Source organism: Dysgonomonas gadei ATCC BAA-286 (assembly GCF_000213555.1).
In the GTDB taxonomy this organism is placed as follows: Bacteria; Bacteroidota; Bacteroidia; order Bacteroidales; family Dysgonomonadaceae; genus Dysgonomonas; species Dysgonomonas gadei.
This window is the reverse complement of the sequence record NZ_GL891982.1, coordinates 214,929-238,872: the sequence shown is the minus strand read 5'-3', so window position 1 is coordinate 238,872 and position 23,944 is coordinate 214,929. Positions and strand designations below refer to the sequence as shown.

At 40.3% G+C, this 23,944-nt stretch carries 13 protein-coding genes and 1 riboswitch; of the genes, 8 read left to right on the top strand and 5 right to left on the bottom strand.

The window, feature by feature from the left end; translation table 11 throughout:
* The first annotated feature begins 110 nt into the window (after positions 1 to 110).
* The gene (locus HMPREF9455_RS09390) at positions 111 to 371 is read left to right on the top strand and encodes a type B 50S ribosomal protein L31 (RefSeq protein ID WP_006799438.1); all 261 of its coding nucleotides are present in this window, start codon (positions 111 to 113) and stop codon (positions 369 to 371) included.
* Positions 372 to 487: 116 nt separating this feature from the next.
* On the opposite strand, the gene HMPREF9455_RS09385 is transcribed toward HMPREF9455_RS09390, so the two are convergent.
* Entirely contained in the window at positions 488 to 2,476 is a 1,989-nt protein-coding gene (locus tag HMPREF9455_RS09385; RefSeq protein ID WP_006799437.1) for a DUF4954 family protein, read from the bottom strand.
* A gap of 446 nt (positions 2,477 to 2,922) precedes the next feature.
* Positions 2,923 to 5,421, bottom strand: a complete 2,499-nt coding sequence (locus HMPREF9455_RS09380) for an OmpA family protein (RefSeq protein ID WP_006799436.1) — start codon at positions 5,419 to 5,421, stop codon at positions 2,923 to 2,925.
* A gap of 501 nt (positions 5,422 to 5,922) precedes the next feature.
* Between HMPREF9455_RS09380 and HMPREF9455_RS09375 the strand changes: the two genes are divergently transcribed.
* Both HMPREF9455_RS09375 and HMPREF9455_RS09370 read left to right on the top strand, forming a co-directional pair.
* Complete coding sequence (locus HMPREF9455_RS09375) at positions 5,923 to 8,214, top strand: cation:proton antiporter (RefSeq protein ID WP_006799435.1); 2,292 nt, start codon at positions 5,923 to 5,925, stop codon at positions 8,212 to 8,214.
* A 47-nt stretch (positions 8,215 to 8,261) separates the two neighbouring features.
* Positions 8,262 to 10,478 carry a tetratricopeptide repeat protein gene (locus tag HMPREF9455_RS09370; RefSeq protein WP_006799434.1) on the top strand — a complete coding sequence of 739 codons (2,217 nt, stop codon included), beginning with the start codon at positions 8,262 to 8,264 and terminating at the stop codon, positions 10,476 to 10,478.
* Positions 10,479 to 10,595: 117 nt separating this feature from the next.
* On the opposite strand, the gene HMPREF9455_RS09365 is transcribed toward HMPREF9455_RS09370, so the two are convergent.
* The 3 genes from HMPREF9455_RS09365 to HMPREF9455_RS09355 form a co-directional block, all read right to left on the bottom strand.
* Positions 10,596 to 12,995, bottom strand: coding sequence for a family 20 glycosylhydrolase (locus tag HMPREF9455_RS09365; RefSeq protein ID WP_006799433.1), 2,400 nt, complete (start codon positions 12,993 to 12,995; stop codon positions 10,596 to 10,598).
* A gap of 148 nt (positions 12,996 to 13,143) precedes the next feature.
* A complete protein-coding gene (locus HMPREF9455_RS09360; protein ID WP_006799432.1) occupies positions 13,144 to 13,638 on the bottom strand; it encodes a DUF456 domain-containing protein in 495 nt (164 codons plus the stop codon).
* A 56-nt stretch (positions 13,639 to 13,694) separates the two neighbouring features.
* Positions 13,695 to 14,993, bottom strand: coding sequence for a cobyrinic acid a,c-diamide synthase CobB (locus HMPREF9455_RS09355; protein WP_006799431.1), 1,299 nt, complete (start codon positions 14,991 to 14,993; stop codon positions 13,695 to 13,697).
* A gap of 121 nt (positions 14,994 to 15,114) precedes the next feature.
* A riboswitch (cobalamin riboswitch) is annotated at positions 15,115 to 15,424 on the top strand.
* Positions 15,425 to 15,475: 51 nt separating this feature from the next.
* Between HMPREF9455_RS09355 and HMPREF9455_RS09350 the strand changes: the two genes are divergently transcribed.
* Genes HMPREF9455_RS09350 through cobJ form a run of 5 tightly spaced genes read left to right on the top strand, consistent with a single transcriptional unit; the run spans position 15,476 to position 23,876 of the window.
* On the top strand, positions 15,476 to 17,653 hold the full coding sequence (locus HMPREF9455_RS09350; RefSeq protein ID WP_044215929.1) for a TonB-dependent receptor: 2,178 nt from the start codon (positions 15,476 to 15,478) through the stop codon (positions 17,651 to 17,653).
* Positions 17,654 to 17,662: 9 nt separating this feature from the next.
* Positions 17,663 to 18,589, top strand: coding sequence for a sirohydrochlorin cobaltochelatase (locus tag HMPREF9455_RS09345; protein WP_006799429.1), 927 nt, complete (start codon positions 17,663 to 17,665; stop codon positions 18,587 to 18,589).
* Between the two features lie 17 nt (positions 18,590 to 18,606).
* Positions 18,607 to 20,970 carry a TonB-dependent receptor gene (locus tag HMPREF9455_RS09340; RefSeq protein WP_006799428.1) on the top strand — a complete coding sequence of 788 codons (2,364 nt, stop codon included), beginning with the start codon at positions 18,607 to 18,609 and terminating at the stop codon, positions 20,968 to 20,970.
* A 3-nt stretch (positions 20,971 to 20,973) separates the two neighbouring features.
* Positions 20,974 to 22,476 carry a PepSY domain-containing protein gene (locus HMPREF9455_RS09335; protein ID WP_044215878.1) on the top strand — a complete coding sequence of 501 codons (1,503 nt, stop codon included), beginning with the start codon at positions 20,974 to 20,976 and terminating at the stop codon, positions 22,474 to 22,476.
* Positions 22,467 to 23,876, top strand: a complete 1,410-nt coding sequence (gene cobJ, locus HMPREF9455_RS09330; RefSeq protein WP_006799426.1) for a precorrin-3B C(17)-methyltransferase — start codon at positions 22,467 to 22,469, stop codon at positions 23,874 to 23,876. The genes HMPREF9455_RS09335 and cobJ overlap by 10 nt, the downstream gene beginning before the upstream one ends.
* Positions 23,877 to 23,944 lie beyond the last annotated feature (68 nt).

Genomic DNA, 23,944 nt, shown 5'->3' with positions numbered 1-23,944 from the left:
AGAAATATTCATATATTTATCCTAAATTTGAGGGAAATATTTTGTTTTAATAGGATAAAAGGCCTATCTTTGTCGGCTGAAAAAGAAGAAATAACTTAAACTACTATAAAATGAAGAAAGATATTCATCCAGAGAATTACCGTCCGGTAGCTTTCAAAGATATGTCAAATGATGAGGTATTTATCTCACGTTCAACTATCAATGCAAAGGAAACTATCGAGATAGATGGTGTTACTTATCCGCTGGTAAAGCTTGAAATTACCAGCTCGTCCCACCCATTCTACACAGGAAAACAAAAACTTGTGGATACTGCAGGACGTGTTGATAAGTTCATGAACCGTTACGCAAAACGTACTCAGCCTAAAAAATAAGAGTATAGCATCATCGGTCAAAAGAATTAAAAAAAGCTCTAAAGTTTTACTTTAGAGCTTTTTTATTTTTATCCTTAAGTCCAAGAGTTATGTCTTGTTTTTAATTAAGTGTAATATTACTTCACGCTCTTTTCCAGTCGGCTTATTATTTCATTACCCAGTTTTGTTTTCGTATCTATATGTGTCAATACAGCTTTTACAAAAGCGTTTTCTTCAAATACGCCACGTACTTGTTCAAAATCATCTTTCTGCTGGTTGCGGTCGCCATCAAGACCGAAGCCTGTACGTGAAGACAAAGAAAATTCCTTTTTGGCATCCTCGTATATCATCTTATCAAGGTTTACTACTACTGTTTTCCAACGCTCAACAATGTTTATGATATCCTGCGCCGTTATAGTTTCCAACGATAATCCGTAGTATTGCTGTATCTTATCCCATGCCCATGTCCATTCCAGTGAATAATAATCTTTGTGGAGTTGGGCAAAAGTGGCATTTATTTCCGAAACTTGCGTGATCTTCTCCGATTCTATATCTGCAATCAGTTTATCTATTTCGGAACGGGGGGCAAGCATACCGCCTATATCGCTCCATACACACAGGCCTACATTCGTATCGGGTTTCAAATAACTCCTAATCTCTTCGTTGCTTGTACATGGACAATTGCCCAGCCGGGATATTATAGAGTTGCCTAAGAACTTGTTTATAGCCATGTCATAAAGCTTTATGCCTTTATTCAGCGACGAGTTTTTAATGCGGCAACCTTTATATGAATAAAAATCGCTGGCTTCGCCGCATGTATCAAGCATCTCCCTTAATATAGATATTGCCTTGAACATTTTCTGTACAGTATACGGACTTAACAGGTTAAAGTTGATCTGATCCAGCACTTCAGGATCTTTCCGTTTATCACGTTTCGGAAATTTTTGTGCATCACGGATAGTACCTACACTGCGCAAATTTACACCCGGTACTAAAACTGTTTCATTCTTATCTTCTATCAGATAGGAAAACGGCATATTGGACGTGTCGGTATTGTGATAGTGGCGTCCCATTATCAGAGAAAACGCACCGATCCGGGATGGCCACAATATATACGAATCACTGGTTGTTTTGCCTCCACGTTCCACAATTCCCTGATGTATCGGTCCCAACTTATACATATGATTACTCTGATTGGAACCCGAACCGGCATTCATAAATGAAAACATTCCGGCAATCAGTAGCGTCGATTTATGATGTGTAACTGTATACGGCCCTGCAAATAAGGCGCAGGCTTCTCCGTTCTCACCCTGGCAATTACTGAAAAATAAAGAATCGCTGGCCGAATACGTATGGCCTAACTGACATGCCTGGCCGATAAAACAACGGGTGAGCATGGTTCCGTCTTCTACTCGCGAACCCGAACATATGATGAAATCGTTCGCCATTACGCTATATCCGATATGTACAGGGTCGTGCTTATTGCTGTTTATACTTCCATTTTCTAAATGGCGGGCACCTTCTATGACGGCATAGTCTCCTATACGGACATTTTTTATAGCACCGGCATTTACTATTGCTACATTATTTCCGATGGTACCTGTTGTTGAGGTATTTTCTCTGGCATATGCCATAACCATATCCTGTAACTTTTTGGTGAGTACCGGACGATGACGATAAAACGAAAGTATATATGCAAAATGCGCGCTTAGCTTATCATATATTAAAACTTCACGTCCTCCCGTCTCATTCAGTACACTTACTTCCACGCCATTGCCAAAGGACGTTTCTCCATCTACATACAAATGGTGTATGTTTTGGATGAGTACATTATTACCGATCCTATAATTTGCAATATAATTCTGAATATTTTCTATCAGTACATTGTTGCCCAGCTCACAATTGTGAAGACAGGCATGGTGGATACCTGAATGCTTTTTTAATCCACCCGGCAGAGAGAATTCTTCCTCGAAAACGCCCATTTTTATTTTACCCGAAAAATTTACATGCCTGATATAATCCGGTGTAAAATTATCCGCAACTTCTATATTATCCCAATTATCGGCAATACAGTATTGTGTCTTTAATGCATTTATTTCCTGAGGGGTAAGAGCTCTGTAGATCATATATTGATTATCAATTTTATTATTTATAAGTCATTCAGATAACTAATAAATTGTAAAAATAACAAGAAAGAAAGAGAATGTAAATATAAAATCCTAAAAAGTATCAGTCAGGTAATATAAAGTAGGGCAAACGCATCAAAATTCATAAAGCTGTTTTCAACCTCCTGTAGGGGCGTATTGCATACGCCCGCATAACAAAATATCACAACTGGGCGTATGCAATACGCCCCTACAGGCCTTCGATAGAAGTTGAATAATTTGATGCGTTTGCCCTAAATATAAAGTAGTTATAGATATATTCCGGTAGGTTGGGGGAGGGGTAGATTGGTATGGCTATTTGGGGAGGTATATACTTGCATATTAAAGCGTATTTCAATATTCAGCACAAAAAAGCCTCAGCTATCTATTTAGCTGAGGCTTTTTCAATTTTCTTTATCTCGATTACGTTATTCCTGATCGGGTAAACTTACAGGAGTATTGGCACTGCTGTTCAAGCGGTCTTGCAGATTATATTTGCGTACCAATCCTGCAATTTCCGGATCGAGTGGTGCACGATATGCTTTTGTAGGATCTAATTCGCAGGCCTTTATTAAATGTTCGATAGCTTCATTATCATTACCGGCACGGATAGAGAGTATTGCTCTCAGGTATTCCGTATTTCCTGTCTGCTTCAAATCATTTAATAAATCTAAAGCCTTCGCATTGTAGCCCATGCATACGAGGCATAGTGCTGTATTATAATCCGGATAAGCCTGTAATATATCCAATGCCTTCCAGTATTCCCTGTCTTGTAAGAAACGGAGTGCCTGTGCATAATCCAGGCGTACTTCGGTATTCACTGAAATTTCTTCTGCCATACCCGGACGAGTCATATTGAAGATAATGTCAGCTTTGTTTAACAATGGATATATTGAATCCTGAATAATTTTGAAATCAGCCGGATAGTTTTTCTTTATTTCCTGCTCACATTGATCAGGATTTACCGCTTGTGTCAACATATCCAATATTTCAGACTTGTTAGGCATGTCGGTTCTCTTGACAATCAAACGGGCCATTGTATTCCAGTCTTCTCCACTATAACGTGTTTTGAATATCATTGCCATATCGGCTTTATTACCTCCTAACGACTTGATAAAGTAATCCTTCAGTGCATTTGCACGCTTCATTGACAATTCGATATTATCATCATACGAACCATCCAGGGCTGTGGATACCCGTATGATCACACTGTCCATCAATAATTTGCCTTCTCCGCTAAATGTGCGGTAAGTGTTTAATACTTTATCAGCCTGTTCTTTGTTATCCCTGTAATTTATATTGAAGGTGGATTTACCTGTTGCAAATTTGGGATAAATAACCATTGTATTATATACATCCCTGTGAATTGTAGTAGTCTTGGATATGAGTGTAGAATCTACCAGCTGAGACAAGGATGAAATAAAATAAGACAAAGTGTCGGACAGAGGGGTAACAAAGCTACTGCGGTCTATCGCATCTATTTTAGTATTCATCGCCAAGCGAAGCCTTCTCATCCCCGGAGTTACCGGATAATCCTGTTTGTATACAAAAAAGAAATCACGGTCGGTCTGTATTACTGTATCTAGGCGGGTATTTTCTTCATAAGGAAAAATGATTAGTTCGCGTCTCTTTTCTTCTCGTCGTTCTTTCTTCATCTCGTTAAGCGCTATATCTTCAAACTTATAGCGGCTTTGAGCGATTTCTATAGAGTCCTGGTTGGTCAGATATTGGTTCTTGATCTGATTCATTGCCCGGCCCTCCCTGTATATATCACGGAACCTCTCAGGAATACGGGTAAGATCTTCTCCTTCCAGCATTAAAGTTTTCAGGTTCTTGTCGAAGTTTTTCATATAACGGGCGTAAGCTCCGATTGTATCCTTACCTGTTGCCCAATCGCGCAAAACCTGTTCTTTGGCACGATTCGAATATTCTTTATAAAAATCGAGACGATAATCATTTTTCTGCTCCACAACGGTTCTGCCCTTTTTCAGATCATCCGGCTTAGGAACATTTTTCATATATTTTGCGAAAAAGCCTGTGGTATCTTTACCTTTTGCTACCTCTTTCATTGCTTTCTCTCTTGCTTTACGCACATTCTCATAATAGAGCTTTTTGTCGAAGCCGGTCTGTTTAGCGGCCATTAACGCTTCAGCATCTTCCTTGCTGGTTTTCCATTCTTCGAAATCAGCCTGCCTGCTCCATTCTTTATGGTACTGGTTGTAATAGAAGTTTTGCTGGAAAGCGATATCTTCCTCTACTCCTTTATAGTCCACAAACACGCTGTCGTATTGCGACTCATCTACTATGGAATTTACATAATCCTCATAATCTTTATAGGATTGTTTCTGTTTGTTTGAAAACTCCTGTCCTTTTAGCACAATTGTTTTAAGAGGTACCACAGAGTCATTATGCAATAACTTAGGTGACATTGTTACCCGGAAGTTAGTAGAAAGTAGTTCTTTAGGCACTCTTACTACAAAGTCCACGTTTACCCGTCCGTTTTGCTCCGGTGTAAAACGGGATTTAGCTGTAACTACCACCTCGCTCAGATGCTGTACTTGGCTAAGATCGAGTACTTTATTTGCATCAGGCTTAGGTTCGTTTATTGCCTCTGCATTGGTATATGTGACCTGCTCGGCAACTACAACCTGTCCTTTATCCTGTCCTTCTATATAGGGTAACTCTATATTAGGTCGTTTAGATTGGGATTGCATAAATAAATCTTTTGTCAAAGCATCATCCTTTGTAACAGGGACTTTGACTTTTATAGGCGGTACGTAATTTGCGTATGGGTCGCGGGAAGCCCGTATCTCACGTACTGAATTGGATGTGGAACACGACAACATCAAAGTCAGTGTTACAATAGGGATGGACAACATACTAGTAAACGATAACCCGGATAATAGTTTGTAAGTTTTTTTCTCCATAAAGTTTATTTTTGGCTCGAAAAATCGAAATCGTAAAGTTTTGTAATATTTATAGTTATAGAAAAACGCTGCAAAGATAATTATATATAATAAATATCTGATAACTTCGGGTTTAAATTTTGGATTAATACATACTTTTAAAGCTATTTTTTAACAAATATGCAGCTATTTAACACTTTGTCAAGTGTTTTAAATACTAGGTAAAGTATCTCTTATATCACTTCTTAATTATCACTTGTTTAAGCCTCTACAGGTTGCTCAGTTAATCTTCTCTATTAACTGTTAAGCATATACACACATCTTCTATAGTATAGAAACGAAATAACCATACGAATTATGAATAGGCTATCAGATCACAAATTATTTATATAGAGATAAATATAGTGCAGAAACAATATTTGCCGATTTTTCGTTCCGGATTGAAATACCGGATTGTCATTTAAAAATTGTACCTTTGCATCTGAAAGAAAAAAGTAAGCTCATAAACAGCATATTAAGTTTATGAAAAAATATAGAAACCTTGTATTTTACACATCTATCATAGGCCTGTTTTCGGCACTGATATATTTTATCGTCAGAGTCGGAAGACATAATCTCGAAGCTAAACAAAATGTATACGGATTGGCATCAACCACCTCCGCATGGAACGATTTTATACATCATCTGACCGAGGATTTCGGCGCGCCTGTAGCTATATTATTATTACAAATAGTTGTTATTTTGCTGGCTGTAAGAATATTCGGGTGGATTTGCCAAAAGATAGGACAGCCTACCGTCGTGGGCGAGATTTTTGCAGGAGTAGTACTCGGTCCCTCCCTACTTGGACATTATTTCCCTCAGGTATCCGAATTCCTTTTTCCGGTATCCTCCTTGGAAAATATACGGTTTCTCAGTCAGATAGGTCTTATCCTGTTTATGTTTATCGTGGGTATGGAACTGAATTTGAAAACCCTGAAAAATAGGGCCAATAATGCTCTTATTATCAGCCATACCAGTATTGCGGTTTGCTTTACATTAGGTGTTCTTGTTGCCTATTATTTGTTTGGAAATTTTACACATCAAAGTACAATTTTTCTGCCGTTTGCTTTATTTATGGGAATTGCTATGAGCATTGCAGCATTTCCGGTCATGGCACGTATTATACACGAAAGAGGGATTAATAAAACTCCCTTGGGTGCTACCATAATTACATGTGCTGCAATAGACGATATTACTGCCTGGTGCTTATTGGCTACCGTTATTGCCGTTGTTAAGGCAGGCTCATTTGCCAGTTCATTATTTATCATCCTTTTGGCGCTACTGTACGTACTAGCCATGTTCAAGATTGTGCGTCCTTTTCTGAAACGGATAGCTGATTTGCAATCTTCTAATAGAACTATAAGCAAGTCGGTTATAGGAGTGTTTTTCTTGATATTGTTTCTCTCGGCTTACGCTACCGAAGTAATAGGAATACACGCGCTGTTCGGGGCATTTTTGGCGGGTGTGATTATGCCTCCCAATCTTAACTTCAGGAATCTGTTTACCGAAAAAATAGAAGACGTATCACTGGTACTATTACTGCCTTTATTCTTTGTCTTTACCGGTTTACGCACTGAAATAGGACTACTCAACGAACCCGGCTTATGGATGATCTGCGGAGGGATTGTTTTCCTTGCCATTTTTGGAAAGACAATGGGAAGCGCAATTGCCGCACGATTTGTCGGGAATAACTGGAAAGACAGCCTTACCATCGGCGCATTGATGAATACAAGGGGACTGATGGAATTGGTTGTGCTTAATATAGGGCTTGACCTTGGTATTCTTACGCCCGAAGTCTTTGCAATGATGGTTGTGATGGCACTTACCACTACTTTTATGACATCTCCTTTACTAAGTATTATAGATAAAGTATTCAAGAAAAAGCAAGCGGATACCGATCTCGTTCAGGAGGATAAATACAAAATATTAGTTTGGTTTCAGAGCCCTGAAATGGGGCGTAAACTGATGTTTGTCGCTAATAGTTTCATAAGGAAGAAACAGGCGGGTTCTGAACTGACAATGCTTCATCTTTCAGAAGGGAACCTACTGTATCAATACGGTATAGAGGAAGAAGAAGAGGAGATGTTCAAGCCGGTAGAAGAGGAAGCGCACAGTCTGCAACAAAGTTTCATTCCGGTATTCAAGGTGGTGGGTGATACCAATAATAGTGTTGCCAAGATAGCAAATAAAGGGGATTATGACTTCCTGCTGATAGGCTATCAGGGCTCTGTTTTATCAGATAATGTTCTGGGACGCTTCCTTGGCTTCTCTAACAGGATACTTCATTTACCTAATTATTTACTTACAAAATTAGGAAATCAGAAAAAATGGAGCCGCATGCTGCTGGCCCCCCTCGACGAAGGGCAACGTACCATTGTTTCCAAGAGCGATATGCCGGTTGGCATATTTGTTGATAGAGGTATAGATAAAGGACTGGTAAGTATGAGGAATATTTTTGTTCCTATACTGGACGAGGACGACATCTTTGTAGGAGATTTCATGGAACGACTGGCCGAAAATTCGTATGTGCGGATTACCCTTTGGGATGCTATCGGACTGATGGATACCTCGATGGATTTCATAAAATCCGTTCGCGCGATTAAGGCGATAAACCCTTATCTGTTCCAGCTTTGGAATAATAATATCCCTATCGATAGTGATATTCTGAAAAAGCAGGATTTGATAATGATAAGCCTCAATAGCTGGAAGGAACTGGATAGCAGAAATCCTAAACTGATGAAAGATGCACCCTCTACTTTAGTCCTTACTAATTAATTGCCGGGACTCTGGTAAATTTGTAACTTATAACTCGTAACTAAAGTATGAACAGCCGCGACATAATTTCATTAAAGAAAGATATTCTTCAAAACCTGTCAAAAAGACAGTTGAAAGATGCCTTTGAGTCATTAATGAAACTGACAATAAATACACAGGACTGGAAAATTTCTGAAACACTCAGCGAACTGGAAACAAATTATAAATTCATGCTCCATTATCTCTTCGAAGGGGTTGAAGACCCGGAGCGGGAGAGTGTGTACAATAATCTATTACGTTCATTATATGAATTGGCAGATGACTCGGCTGATGAGTTGCTAAGAATAGAGTCATCGAATGTCTTTTATGAAAAGTATCGTATTAATTCACTGAAAAACGGGGCAATATCCGGCTATGCTTCGCAACTAAAAGATGTGGCAGACTCTATTGCACTGATCGATTTACTCGAGGATGGCGAAGAAAAAACAAATAAGAAGCGGGAACTGGCAGTAAAACGTGAGCGTATAGCTTCCGATATCTTCAATATGGTATTTGTTTCACCACGTGCCGATGAGAATGATTTTAACGATTATATTTCGTTTGTTACCAATTTTAGTTTGCCTGTTCGCGAAAAAAGCCTGTTCTTGTCAGCTATCACTTTGAGCCTGTTTCATCGTTTCGATTTTCGAAAAATACAGGTGTTGATGCAGGCATCAGCCTTAGATAATATACAGCTGAGGGCTAGGGCAATTGTGGGATTGGTTGTCGTGATGCAAATGTATGACGTCCGTTGGGCATTATATCCTGAATTACAAAATCAACTGGATACACTTTCCGAAAAACCGGAGTTTCGCCAAGCTATATTAAGAACTATCATACAGCTTATTCGTTCCCGCGAAACGGAACAGATAACTAAAAAGATCAAGGAAGAGATACTGCCCGAGATGATGAAGTTCAATAATCTGGCAGGAAGAAAACTCAATATGGATGAACTAATGGGTGGTGATTCCGATTTTTCGGAGAAGAATCCTGAATGGCAAAAAGAACTGGAAGAATCCGGCCTGGGTAAGAAGTTACAGGAGTATTCCAATTTGCAAATGGAAGGAGCGGATGTATTCCATTCTACTTTCTCCGGATTAAAGAACTTTTCATTTTTCTCCGATATGGGTAACTGGTTCTTACCGTTCGATCCTTCATATTCCGAATTTTCGACTCTGTTCCCCGAAGAGAAGAAGAGTGCTTTGCTGCAGGCTGCAGTTGTAGATTCAGGACATATGTGTAACTCCGATAAATATTCATTCTGCCTGAGTCTTTTGCAGATCCCCGCTACCCAGCGCGAAATGATGCTCGGACGTATGGGCGCTGAATCGGAAGAGATTAAACAGCTGCAAAAGGAGGCTAAAGAAATGAATCCGGCTATAGATGAAGAGGTGGTGTCGAATCAGTATATTCAGGATTTGTACCGCTTCTTCAAACTGAATCCTTACCGAAACAGTTTCTATGATATATTCAGGCTAAGCCTCAATTTCTATGACAAGAAATCGATAGCTCCGCTTATCTCAAACATAGAAGATATGAAGAAAATAGCACTGTATTGTTTTGATAAAAATAATTTCGGTGAAGCCCTGAATATCTTCAACAGGCTTATAGCTATAGATGATCAAAGCGACGATATATGGCAGAAGGTTGGTTATTGCAGGCAGATGATTAATGATCTGGAGGGTGCTCTCAATGCCTATTTGCAAGCAGATTTACTGAAGCCTAACGACTCGTGGATAATTAAGCGTATCGCACAATTGTACCGTTCGCAGAAACAACCTGAATTATCTTTGGAATATTATAAGAAAGCAGCCAAACTGACTCCTGATAATATAAATATAGAATTGAATATAGGTCATTGCTATCTGGAACTGAATGATTATGAACAAGCATTGAACACTTATTTCAAAGTAGAATTGCTCGACAGCAAAGGGGCGAAGGCTCTGCGGCCGATTGCATGGACCGCTTTCTTACAAAAGAAATACGATCTTGCTCAAAAATATTACAGCCGGATACTGACGGGTAAGCCAACTGTGCATGATTATCTGAATGCCGGTCATGTGGAGCTATGTATGGGAAACAAAAAGGAAGCTGTCGAATATTATAAACAAGCATTGTATCAGGACAATGATTTTGAATTATTTCAAATGCTTTTCGATGCAGATAGAGTTACTCTCATTAACCATGGTGTAGATGAGAGGATATTTCCTTACTTATTCGATCAGATAAAATACAAAATGGGATAAGGCCGATATTGAATTGGTTAAGCGGTCTTTCAGCCGGTTACTTTTAATATTGAAAGAAAAGAAAAGCCCTTGAAGAAATATTTCTTCAAGGGCTTTCAAAAATCTAACCAAAAGCTTTTATTTAAAATAAGAAGCATCCATAAGAGTAAACTCCGCTTGATCGGCTTTGCGTACCGATAGCATTACCGGGTCCCATTGTGTAGGCCAGCCTCCGAATATAGCACCTAGCCTTACTATTTTAATAGCATGAGGGCCTTTTGCCAGAGCGATGGACTTGTCGCTGCGGGAGAATCGTCGGGCTGTGCCGCTATTATCTTTTTCATTAGAGATTAAGTATGTGCCGTCCAACCATAATTCACTATCCGTATTGAAATAATATATTCCATCTTCAGGAATATTTATATATCCCGTCAGAATATAAGAATAGAAATCGTCGACATATACTTCCATATAGTCTTTGACTCTGTATTTGGTGTCCTGAGGTGTTGCTACCTGTTCGGTTTCAGTTGGATTCTTACCATTCAGTTCGGCAACTGTTCTTACATAACCTTTGTAATACTCCGCTGTTAGTCCGGGTTTAGCATTTTTTTCTTTTTCTACAGCCGGCGCATATGTTTGTTTTTCTATTGTAATTGTGCGTACAGGACTCATTTTATCAGAAAGCAGTACCGAGCGTATTTTCAGTGTTGTGTTTTCTGTAAATGTCAATGGTTTTGTAAATACCTCCGATTTCAGAGTAGGTTCACTACCATCCGTTGTATAAACCATTCTGGCAGGTTCGGTTGTTTTGAAATCAAGTGTTGCCTGATCTGTAAACACTACAAAATTACAGGAGAATGGCGCGCTGACAGAATCACCCCAGTATTTTATCATATGAGGGCCTTTGTCTTCAGGCATAGGGATATAGTAATTGATACCGTGCATATCGAGACGTACACGTTGGTTATCGATACGTCGTTCGAAATCTTCATAACTCTTGTTTTCTTTTGCAGACCAGGTTAATTCAGATAAGGCTATTATGCGTGGATATATATCATACTCCATTTCTTCTCCTGTATAATTATATTCATTCCACATATTCGCCTGAGCTCCCAGTATGTGGTGCTTCTTATCGTCATCTATTAGTCCGGGAACAGGTTCGTAATTATAGACTTTGCTTAATGTCAAATATCCGCCTATGGTTACTGTCTGGAGATTGGGATCTCCTTGGTATTTGTCCACATACAGCCATGCTCCCGGGGTCATAATTACATCATGTCCCATATTTGCAGAGGCAATGCCGCCTTCTTCTCCCCGCCAACTCATAACGGTTGCAGATGGCGCTAGTCCACCTTCGAGTATTTCGTCCCAGCCGATCATTTTCTTGTTATGCTTCAGCAGTACTTTTTCTATCCGCTGAACGAAGTAACTTTGGAGCTTCTCCTCTGCGCTGTGCTCTTTATTGCCTTTCAGCCCCAGTTCTTTGATACGCGCCTGACATTTCGGGCATTTCTCCCAACGTAGTTTAGGACACTCGTCCCCGCCTATGTGAAAATATTCGCTCTCGAACAGAGGGACTACTTCAGCGATCACATCTTCAAGAAACAGAAATACTGAATCGTTCCCCGCACAGAAAACGTCGTTTGCAACGCCCCAGATATTGCGCACTTCGATTGGTTTTCCGGTGCATGATAATTCCGGATAGGCATGCAGTGCCGCCACAGCATGGCCCGGAAGTTCAATTTCGGGTATCACCTCTATGAATCGTTCTTTGGCATAGGCTACTACTTCTTTCACCTGTTCCTGTGTATAGAAGAACGGCCCGTAGGTGTTTCCTTCACCTTCGGTGCGTACAGCACCCATCTCTGTCAGTTTAGGGTATTTCTTTATCTCGATGCGCCAGGCCTGATCTTCTGTCAGATGCCAGTGGAACTTATTGATTTTGAACATGGCTAATACATCCAGTTGCTTCTTGATAAAGTCCACATCAACAAAATGGCGGCATACATCGAGATGCAATCCACGGTATTTGAAACGAGGTTCATCTTTGACTGTTACTGCCGGAATATTCCATGCTATATTTTTAATAAGGGTAGGACTTTCTATTTCGGCAGGCAGTAACTGCATAACTGTTTGCATGCCATAGAATAATCCTTGGGCCGTTTTCGCCTGTATATCTATACCTTGATGTGTTATGTCTAATGTATATCCTTCATCATTGAGAGTGAGGTCGGGTACAATATTCAGGCTTATGTAATCAGAAGCCGGTTTGTCTTTTACTGTTTTAAGGTCATATCCGGTTGAGGCCTTTATCTTTGCGGAAAAATAAGCAGCAACCTTTTCTATATCTGTATTGCCTGCGACGAAAACAATCCTCTTAGAAAGCTTGAAAGTGTCTTGCTTTTGTATCAGTTCGAGCGGGATAGGAGTAATGTTTATACTTTGGTTGTAAGGCTTCTCTACAGTTGGTTCCGGACCGTTGCACGACGTTATCAGTACCATAGCTGTCAGAGAAAACAAAGGAACTAGTTTTTTCATTAGCATAACGATTTAATTTTAATTAAGGGTTCTCTATAATATACAAATATAGGGATCGTTTAGCTTAGTTGTATTTTAAATCTGTTAATTAACATTTGGGTGATATGTGGATGTAAATGTTAAAAAGAGAGTGCCGTCTATAAAAGTTTCAGAAAAAGATACCAATTACCTCTTTGAAGAAGTAAAAAGCAAGAATGAAAGCTACAGCCAGTTTCATTACAGTTCCGGCCATAAATCCGATAAAAGCTCCAAACCCGGCCTTAAGAGCGGGCTTTGGTTCTTTGCCGTCTATCAGTTCACCAATAAAGGCTCCTAGAAACGGGAAAAGGATGATACCGAAGGGTTGAAGAAAGAACAGACCGAAGATAATCCCTACCGCGCTACCCCAAATACCCTTCTTCCCTCCGCCGAATTTTTGGGTACCCCATACCGGGATATAGAAGTCGAGTATTTGTACAATGATGACAACAATGGCCCATATGATTAAGAACTGAGTGGAAAATTCAACTTTCGACGTCAGATGTAAAAGAAAGATACCAGCATAGCTGAGAGGAATACCCGGTAGTACGGGTGCGATACAACCCACTATGCCCGTGATAATGAGAATTGCTCCTATTATAGTAAGAATGATATCGATAGCCATCTGTTATATATTTCTACAAATATAATAACTAAATAGATGCACAGGAGTCTCTTCTCTTAAAATAGATCCATCAGATTGTCCATATCTGCCCAGTACAGATGTGTATAGCCTGCAATGACATTCTTATAACGTAATAGTTTGGTATCTATGGCTTGCCCTTTGGCTGTGTATTGTTGCGCAACGCTTTGTAGTTCACTTTTTATGGAAGAATAGTGGAATTCGTGTCCTTTGAGTGACATACCATTATACTCGAGTTGCCTGTAGCCCAGTTTAAACCTCATATTCTCCATTGTGGCTTTTTGGTCGAAAATGTTTACCATCGGGTATTCAGTACCATTTTCATCGGAGATAGATGAAGACAGGTACATCATGCCTCCACATTCGGCGAGGACTTTCCCTCCCGTTTCAATATAATGGTGAATGCTGTCCAGCATTGTCCGGTTATTACTTAATTCGCTAAGATATAACTCGGGGTATCCTCCGGGCAGGTAAATAAAATCGGATTCAGGTAGCTGCTTGTCCGATAACGGGCTGAAATAAGACACTATACCTATCCTTTTCAGGTATTCGATATTTTCATGGTACATGAAATTGAATGCCGCATCTTTCGCAACACTGATTCTTAAACCCTGTGAGGATACGTGCTCTTCTTTTGCAGTCTCTATATCCGATTGATTTCTGCGAGTGGTGGACAAGAGCTTATCTATGTCTATATGCTTTTCTATCAGGTTAGCAGCCTTGTCCGCGAAATCATCGAAGCGGTACTGTTCGTCGATATTCAAACCCAGATGGCGGGATGGAATTTCTATATCCATATTCTTGGGCAGATAGCCCAATGGTTCAAGTCCGACATCGTGACAGGCATCTTTTAAGAAATTATAGTGGCTTTCGGAAGCTACAAAATTGAAAATGACACCTGCGATATTTACCCTATCAGAGAAATTTTTGAAACCATAAAGCAACGCCGCCGCCGAATAAGCCATCGATTTCGCATTCAGGACTAATATGACAGGAATATCCAGTTTCTCCGCTATTTGCGCACTGCTCCCATTCATGCGGTCGTATCCGTCGAATAGTCCCATGACACCTTCGGTAATGCAAACATCTTTACCCGATGAATATTTACGATACAAATACTTCATATGGCTTTCTGACGATAAGAACAGGTCGAGATTGACCGATTCGTTTCCTGCGGCCAACACATGATATTTCGTGTCTATATAGTCCGGTCCGCATTTAAACGGTTGTACACTCAGTCCTCTGTTTCGGAGTGCTCTCAACAAACCTAAAGTAACTGTAGTTTTACCGGAACCGGACGCTATTGCCGAGATAAGGAAATGGGATGTATATGCCATGATTCTTCTTTTTCTTCAGCAAAAGTATAAAATATGGGATATGAAACCCGTATCGGTGTATAGAAAATAATATACTTGCAAATTATTTCCTTAAATACTTTTTTCTGATATTTAAAAAAATTAACTTTGCCGCCGCTAAGGTGATGTAAACAGACATCCGTCTTTTTACATAAAAGGGAATCCGGTTAAAGTCCGGAACAGTGCCCGCTACTGTAAGCTCTATTCAGTTAACAGTTAACAGTCATCAGTTAACAATGTTTCTGAAAAAAGTCTTTGAACAAGACCAAATACCACTGATTGAAAGTTACCATGCATCAGTCAACTGTTATCAATTCTTTGTTAACTGTTAACTGCTCACTGTTAACTGAATGTCGGGAAGGCCGTTCAAAGATGGAGTAAGTCAGGAAACCTGCCTAGCATACAATAAATTAAATATTCTCGGGGCCAAGAATATAATTACTAACATTATACTTCGCATTTTAATGAGAAAAAAAGTATTGGTTACAGCCATCTTGTGCTGTATTGTAAACATGGCATTTGCTCAAATGACCTTAAAGGGAAAAGTCGTGGATGAAAATGAGAAACCTGTTGCGGGTGCCAGTGTATGGATCGAATATACCACACTGGGAACTTCGACGGACGAGAACGGAGAGTTTAGTTTGCAGAGATTACCCGACGGCAAACACACATTAAGAGCATCGACGCTCGACTACAATGGAGCTAAGATTGATATTGCATCTTCCCGCGAGGATATCTTATTTGTCTTAAAAAAATCCCCACTGAAACTTAATGAAGTAGTAGTTACAGGTACAGGTACGCACAACAGATTAAAGAATACCCCTGTAGCAATGGATATGATAACCAAAAAGGAACTGGAGAATATAAATGTCCCTACATTCGAAAATGCCATGATGTCCATCAGTCCATCCTTCTCTTTCATGACTAACGCTATGGGTTCGTATATGCAGATGAACGGATTAAGCAATCGTTACATCCTTGTATTGGTAGATGGAAAGAAACTGGCAGGAGATGTGTCGGGTAATACAGACCTGTCGCGGATAAATATGAAGAATGTAAAGCGTATAGAGGTGTTGAAAGGTGCTGCATCTGCATTATATGGATCCGAGGCAATGGGAGGGGTTATCAATATTATCACTGAGAATCCTAAAGAATCCATCTATATAACATCCGATACCCGCTATGCCGAATATGGCCAATTTTCGCAGGCTATAAACGCTGATGTGAATTACAAATGGCTGTCCTCATCAACTTCTTTTCAGCGCAACCAAAGCGATGGCTGGCAGTTGAACACACAGGAAACATCGGGAGATAAGTTGATAGATACTGATAAAATGGCTGTGAACACGAATTATTCTGATGTGGTGAGTCAGAAATTCACAGTAAAGCCGGCTAAATCTCTAAGCATATACGCAGAAGGAAGCCTCTATGACAAGAAGCTGAAAAGACCAGTATCGTCATATGCGTATAATATGAAATATGAAGATTACAATATAGGAGCGGGAGCAAGGTATATGCTTAAAGATCTGGCTGTAATTACATTGGACTTATATACTGACAATTTTGAATATTACCGTGAATACATCAAGGATGATGGTAATTATAAAAACGGAGAAGAATCGAAAGAAAGAAGACAGAAATACTATGATGCCAATCTGAAAGGCATATTCAATTTAGGAAAGTACAATCGTCTTTCGGTAGGAACGCAATACCAGTTGGACTATATCGAAAGCCAGTCGGATACAAAAGACGGGTCAAGAGATGTATATACATATTCGGTATATGCGCAGGATGAGATAAAGCTGCTGGATAGCAAACTGCAATTCGTACCCGGCTTCCGCTATGTTTATAATGAAGCATTTGGAAACAGGTTTACGCCGAAGTTGTCGGGAATGTATTCGCTCGATCATTTCAATTTCAGGGCGTCTTATTCGGCCGGATTCCGCGCTCCGGATATGAAAGAATTATATACAAGAACCATAACGCGTTCTACATTAAGTCTTGGCAATTCCGGTCTGAAGCCGGAATCATCCAACTATTACTCTTTGAATACCGAATATCACAACGATTTTCTGACAGTTTCGGTTACAGGGTATATCAACCGGATAAAGAATATTATCCAGACAAGGGATATTACCGAAACGATAACCGAAGACGAAAAGAATGAAGGGATAAAGAAAAAACAGGAATACACCAATTCATCCAGAGCTCGTGTAAACGGATTCGAAACCTCAGTGAATTCATATCTCGGAGCAGGACTGAGTGTAGGGTTGGGCTACAGTTATGTAAATTCCAAGGATTATGATACAGGTAAGCCGTTGGTACGTTCCAGCAAGCATATCGGTACAGGAAATGTAAACTGGAATAAAAAATGGTGGATTGTAGATTCGAACATAAACTTTAACGGACGGATACAGAGCAGCCGTTATATGGGAGATAAAGATCCTGCGCGCGCATATAATCAATGGAATCTGGCTACCCGCCATCGTTTGAAGAATTTCAACGGTTTTGTTGTAGAACCGGGCTTCGGTATCGAAAATATTTTTGATTTTGTGGACGACAAGCCTTTCGGCGCAAATTATGCTACACTGTCTCCCGGACGGGTTTTCTATGTGAGTTTGTCTTTAAAGTTTAGCAAATAATCAGGATATATGAAAAAGATTTTAGCAACTATATTACTATATATTACAGTCTTACCGTTTTTTGCTCATGGTGGTGGAAATTATGAGCATTCCGATTTCTTCAAAACGATGAAGCCGGGAGATAAGGCTGCTATTCTGATGGTGCATTTTGGAACTACACATGCCGATACCCGTGAGCTGACCATAGATGCACTGAATGATAAAGTGAGGAAAGAATTTCCTGAGGTGGAACTGTGTGAGGCATATACCTCGCGTATAATTATCAAACGCTTGGGCGAACGGGGGATAAATAAACAGAATCCGTTAGAGGCTTTGAAACAATTACATGCAGATGGATATACCCATGTTTTGATACAGGCATCTACGATTATCGACGGAGTGGAAATGGAATCACTGGAAAAGAATGTAGACGAAGTGGAGCCCTTGTTTAAAGATATACGCATCGGTAATCCCTTGCTTTACACTCCTGAAGATTATGAAAAGGTAACAGAAATACTGACAGACGATACTGACGGTAAGATAGCTTATGTCTGGGTAGGACACGGAACATACGATGCTACTACGGCTCAATATGCAATGCTCGATTACATGCTGAAAGCAAAGGGGCATAAAAATCATTTTGTGGGTACGATAGAAGGCTATCCCGCTTTTGAAGACATGCTGGCGCAGCTGAAAGCTTCGGGTCTGAAGAAAGTTGTGCTGACTCCTTTTATGTTTGTGGCTGGTGAACATGCAAAAAATGATATTGCCGAAGACTGGAAGAATGATTTGGAAGAAGAAGGATTCACAGTGGAACTTCAGTTGAAAGGCTTGGGGGAAAATCCAGCGATACAGGACTTGTATATTTCCCATCTCAAATTTAAAGCCGGACACCGTAAAATCGGGATAATGAAGAAAAAAGCCATCTATGAAGTTACGGGGGAAGTAATGCATTAATAAAAGACAAAAAACAAATGAAAAAATATCTATATATAATCATCGGTACCATGATGATAGGCAATGTATTTGCCCAAAATAAAAATATGACAGACACGATCTTCTCTATTCGGGAAGTAGAGGTTGTGGGTACTAATCTGAAAAAGAACGAAGTAGGCAAACTCAACGTGCCTCTCCAATATTTGCCGCTTTCTGTAACTACAGTATCGGCAAATACCCTGGATATGAGAGGTATTGTGAATATGCAGGATGCTGTAAAGTTCTTGCCTAACACCCGTATGCGTACTACCTATGGTGCATATCAGCAATTTGAAGTTCGGGGATTCGATTTTACACCGATAATGATAGATGGGGTGAGAGATGAACGTACTTCTATTACTAATTCTGCTCCTTTACCCGATTTGTCTTCGGTAGAGTCTATCGAATTGCTCAAAGGGCCGGCTTCTGTTCTGTACGGGCATTCTACAGTCGGTGGTGTTCTGAACGTGATTAGAAAAGCACCGACATCAAAGAACACATTAAATGCACTGATGAGCTACGGGTCATGGGATAATAAGAGGGCTATGATTGATTTCGGTGGAAAATTTTTCGGTCCGTTCAATTACAGAGCTGTCGTTAACTGGTCGGATAATGAAGGTTACAGATATACCAACGACAAACGCTTCTCCGGCTATTTCGCTTTGGGCGGACAATTGGATGCCAAGCAGGAACTGGATATACGCGCCGGCTTTAACCGTGACTGGTATGGCACGGAGATTGGCCTGCCCCAGCTTATGGCGAATGATGTTTATAATACGGATGGCAGTAAATATTTGTCGAAAGGGGATATGCTTCCCGGCCTGAACAGGAGGTGGCGGTACAACAATGAATCTGATTTTATGATAAATAACGGCTCGAATGTCTCTGTCCGCTATAGTAATAAGGTATCGGAATCGTTAAAGATTGAAAACAGATTGGCCTATAATTACGATAATATAGACTATTTCAGTACCGAAACATTGTCCTATATGGAAAGTGCCGATCCTATATACAGTCATTATTATATGAAGGTCGATGCCAAAACAAAGGAACAAACAAAGCAATATATTTCTTTGGATACTGTACAACTCACATATCCATTACGTTTTGCTTATACAGTGCATGTGATAAACGAACAGCTAGAAGCATCGGGGAAAATTGAGTTCGACAACGGTATGAAATATAATTATTTGGGAGGATACAATTTCGTTTGTTTTTATCGCAATACTTATCGTGGTTATGGAGGTACAAATCCTCAAACAAACAAAACTTATCAACTTTCTGATTTAATTGACGGACCTGGCTTGAACTCTAAAGTCCCTGTTTATAATCCTCACAGTATGGGATATATGGACCCTCATTTTAGCGCAGGAACCGCGACACGTAATATTACAAATGGTATTTATCTTCAGAACTTACTGGAACTCTCGAATCAGTTTAAAGTGATGGCTTCCGGCCGTTTCGATCATTTTTTGTTTAAAACAGCCACAGCCACAATAAATCCAATATCAAAAGAACGGAAATATTCAGATCAACCTGAATTCGACAAAACTACAACTTCCGCTTTTACATACAGGCTTGGCGTGGTTTATTTACCTGCTACAAATCTTTCTGTATATGGATCTTTTGCCAATTTCTTTATGCCGTACCGGGATATAGTAAGTTCTAACATTATCTATATCAATGCCGAAGGTAACAGGTTCGAACCCAAAGACGGAGATCAGGCATTCAAACCTCAGACGGGATATCAGGGGGAAATCGGTGTACGATATTCTCGCAATAACATCTTACAGGCGACAGCAAGCGCATTCTATATCCGTAAAAACAATGAAAAGAAAACGTTGAAGACAGGAGTGGTCGAAGACGGAGTAACAAAAAGCGTAGTAGGCGTTGTAGGATCATCGGAATCGAAAGGCTTTGAGTTGGAATTGACGCTTACCCCTGTAGATAATGCAGCCCTGTCTTTCGGTTATGGTTATACCGACGCTACTATCCGCGATATAAAGAAAAATGAATACTTGGAAGAAGAGGTGCAAAAAGGAATGCGTCTGGCAGGAATTCCCAAAAATACATTTTTTGCGGCGGGAAACTACCGGATATCTAAGGGGGTGTTCAGCAATCTGGGTTTCAATCTGACAGTTTCTTACACCGATAATGTATACAGAACAGTCGACAAAGGTGTCGTATATCCCGCATATTGGCTGACCGATCTGGGTATTTCATATAAGCTGAAAAATGGAATACAGCTAAGAGCGAATGTCAATAATGTATTTGATGAGAAATATTATAATCAGTCATTGGGTACTCAGATGGTGCCGAGTATGCCTCGCAACTACCTGTTTACGCTGGCATACAGCCTGTAGAATATGCTGAAAAATATACTATATTCTATTCACAGGATACTGGGGACAATCCTCAGTATCCTGTTCCTCGTTTGGTTCCTGTCCGGATTTGTAATGATATACCATACATTTCCAAAAGCGACCGAACGGGATAAAAACAAGCATATGGATACATTGCAGGGAGATATGCCTGCCCTCGATTCCTTACTGGCTAATAATATCCCGAACGATAAGGAAATATCCGCTCTTACGCTGATATCCTATGCCGGAACTCCTTTTTTTGAAGTAAAAACATCCGATAGTATTTATAAGATTCCGGTAAATCCGAATACGAAACTAAAAACCTCACCGGATTATAAAGAGATAGAAAACTACGCTCAACGTTGGTGCCAGGCGGAAATTGTCAAGGTAGATACTTTGCGGGAATTGGAGCAATGGATTCCTTTCGGACATTTGAGAAAAGATTTTCCTATCTATAAATTCTACTTCGGAGATGAAGGCAAGTCGCAGCTATATATTTCGTCCGTATCGGGAGATGCTTTGCAGTTTACAGACAAAGACAGCCGCTTCTGGGCGTGGCTGGGCGCGATACCCCATTGGGTATATTTTACATCGCTCCGCCAGAATTCGCAGCAATGGATGGATGTTGTCATATGGCTTTCGGGGATAGGTTCTGTTATGTGTGTTGCCGGGCTGATACTGGGCATCCGTTCGTATATAAAAGAATACCGACGGAAGAAAAAGATGAGTAGTCCTTATCGAAAGTTTGCCTATAAATGGCATCATATATTGGGCTTCCTATTCGGTATATTTGTTTTTACCTTCGTTTTCAGTGGCATGATGTCTTTGGCCAAAGTGCCCGGATGGATGGTAAAAGTACATAATCCATCGGCTGAGAAAAAGCTGTATTCGAAACAAAAGATTGAGACCAATACCTATACCTTTGATTACAGGCATCTTTTCGAGAAATATCACGGTCAGATAAAATCCGTAGAATGGAGTTCTTTCGGCCAAAAGCCTGTATACAAGGTTGTAATTAATGACCGTTTGCAAACAATCGATGCTTCCGACACATCAGTAATTAACATGCAGTTGGATGAAGCAACTATAAAAAGCCGCATCTCATTGCTCCATAAAGAACCGGCGGTTATATCCTTAATGGACGAATACGACAACTATTATGTAGGGTTGACAGATCACCTGCCTCTCCCTGTATATAAAGTACAGGTCGAAGATGCCGACAACAGTACATATTACATTAACCCGAAGAATGGTAATACTCGTTATTTTAATAATAATACCAAAGTAAGACGCTGGTCTTATCAGGCTTTACATAGTTTCAAATTTAAATTTCTGGCAGAACGCCCTGTCCTATGGAACATAGTGATGTGGACAACTATGATTGGCGGAACATTGGTTTCCCTGACAGGTGTATGGTTAGGATTCAGGTATATAAAGAGGAAAATAAAGAGATTAAAAAAGTATATTTGTTCAAAGAAAAAAAACAATACGAATATATGTCAGTAGGAAGAATTATTGTTGCGGGGATAGGCCCGGGTTCGCAGGAGGATATTACTCCTGCCGTACTGGATGCGCTGAAGATATCGGACGTAGTTGTAGGTTATAAATATTATTTCCGGTTTGTAGAAGATATTCTCCGTCCCGGGACGCTTTGTATCGACACGGGAATGAAGAAAGAGCGCGAACGGGCGGAAGAAGCCTTTCGTCATGCTGAAGAAGGGCGTACGGTTTGTGTTATCAGTTCGGGTGATTCCGGAATTTACGGAATGGCTCCTTTAGTGTACGAAATGAAAAAGGAAAAGCAGAGCGATATAGCCGTCGAAGTCTTGCCGGGTATCAGCGCTTTCCAGAAGGCGGCGGCATTATTAGGGGCACCTGTCGGACACGATTTCTGCATTATTTCCTTATCCGATCTGATGACACCGTGGGAAAGGATAGAAAAGCGCATTATAGCCGCGGCCTCCGCCGATTTTGTAACGGCAGTTTATAATCCGAGGAGTAATGGCCGTTACTGGCAGCTATACAGGTTGATAGAAATTTTTCTCAAGGAACGCTCACCCGAAACCCCCGTCGGCTATGTACGTCAGGCGGGACGGGAGGAACAGGAGGTGGTCGTAACCACTTTAGGAGAGTTCGATTCCGAAGAAATAGATATGTTTACCGTAATTATTATCGGGAATTCTCAATCCTACATTTTCGACAATCATAACATTGTGACACCAAGAGGATATTATCGGGAGTCTAAAACAGATGATGTCGGTATCGGGCAGGATATAATGATCCGTAGTTTCAGAACCATAGAAAGCGAATTGAAAAAGAAAGATATTCCATTGGATAAGAAATGGGCTTTGCTACATGCGATACATACGACTGCCGATTTTGATATGGAGAATATATTATATACGGATGAAGGGGCTGTAGAGAAACTCCATAATCAATTTATATCGGGAAAGGTAAAAACGATTGTTACGGATGTCACTATGGTTGCCTCGGGTATTCGCAAAGGGGCATTGGAGCGTCTTGGCGTTGAGGTGAAATGTTATCTGCATGATGAGCGTGTAGCCCAACTGGCAAAAGATAAGGAGATTACCCGTACTCAGGCAGGTATCCGTCTGGTGGCGGAAGAACATCCCGATGCCTTGTATGTGTTTGGTAATGCCCCTACGGCATTGATGGAATTGTGCGAACTCATACGCAAGAAGAAAGCGCATCCGGCAGGTATTATCGCTGCTCCGGTCGGCTTCGTAAATGTCAGGGAATCCAAGCATATGGCCAAACCCTTTAAAGATGTGCCTAAACTGATCGTCGAAGGACGAAAAGGTGGCAGTAATTTGGCGGCGACACTGGTTAATTCCATTCTGACGTTCGATGACGCGGTGCAATTGAAACCGGGCAGGGATGTTTAACTTGGCCCCCTAATCCCCCGGAGGGGGACTTGCAAATAGGGTAATAGATAATACATTATTAGAAAATA

Excerpts from the sequence above, each read along its gene's own strand:
- HMPREF9455_RS09390 (WP_006799438.1), top strand. The coding sequence starts at position 111 with ATGAAGAAAGATATTCATCCAGAGAATTACCGTCCGGTAGCTTTCAAA.
- HMPREF9455_RS09385 (WP_006799437.1), bottom strand. The coding sequence starts at position 2,476 with ATGATCTACAGAGCTCTTACCCCTCAGGAAATAAATGCATTAAAGACA.
- HMPREF9455_RS09380 (WP_006799436.1), bottom strand. The coding sequence starts at position 5,421 with ATGGAGAAAAAAACTTACAAACTATTATCCGGGTTATCGTTTACTAGT.
- HMPREF9455_RS09375 (WP_006799435.1), top strand. The coding sequence starts at position 5,923 with ATGAAAAAATATAGAAACCTTGTATTTTACACATCTATCATAGGCCTG.
- HMPREF9455_RS09370 (WP_006799434.1), top strand. The coding sequence starts at position 8,262 with ATGAACAGCCGCGACATAATTTCATTAAAGAAAGATATTCTTCAAAAC.
- HMPREF9455_RS09365 (WP_006799433.1), bottom strand. The coding sequence starts at position 12,995 with ATGAAAAAACTAGTTCCTTTGTTTTCTCTGACAGCTATGGTACTGATA.
- HMPREF9455_RS09360 (WP_006799432.1), bottom strand. The coding sequence starts at position 13,638 with ATGGCTATCGATATCATTCTTACTATAATAGGAGCAATTCTCATTATC.
- HMPREF9455_RS09355 (WP_006799431.1), bottom strand. The coding sequence starts at position 14,993 with ATGGCATATACATCCCATTTCCTTATCTCGGCAATAGCGTCCGGTTCC.
- HMPREF9455_RS09350 (WP_044215929.1), top strand. The coding sequence starts at position 15,476 with ATGAGAAAAAAAGTATTGGTTACAGCCATCTTGTGCTGTATTGTAAAC.
- HMPREF9455_RS09345 (WP_006799429.1), top strand. The coding sequence starts at position 17,663 with ATGAAAAAGATTTTAGCAACTATATTACTATATATTACAGTCTTACCG.
- HMPREF9455_RS09340 (WP_006799428.1), top strand. The coding sequence starts at position 18,607 with ATGAAAAAATATCTATATATAATCATCGGTACCATGATGATAGGCAAT.
- HMPREF9455_RS09335 (WP_044215878.1), top strand. The coding sequence starts at position 20,974 with ATGCTGAAAAATATACTATATTCTATTCACAGGATACTGGGGACAATC.
- cobJ (WP_006799426.1), top strand. The coding sequence starts at position 22,467 with ATGTCAGTAGGAAGAATTATTGTTGCGGGGATAGGCCCGGGTTCGCAG.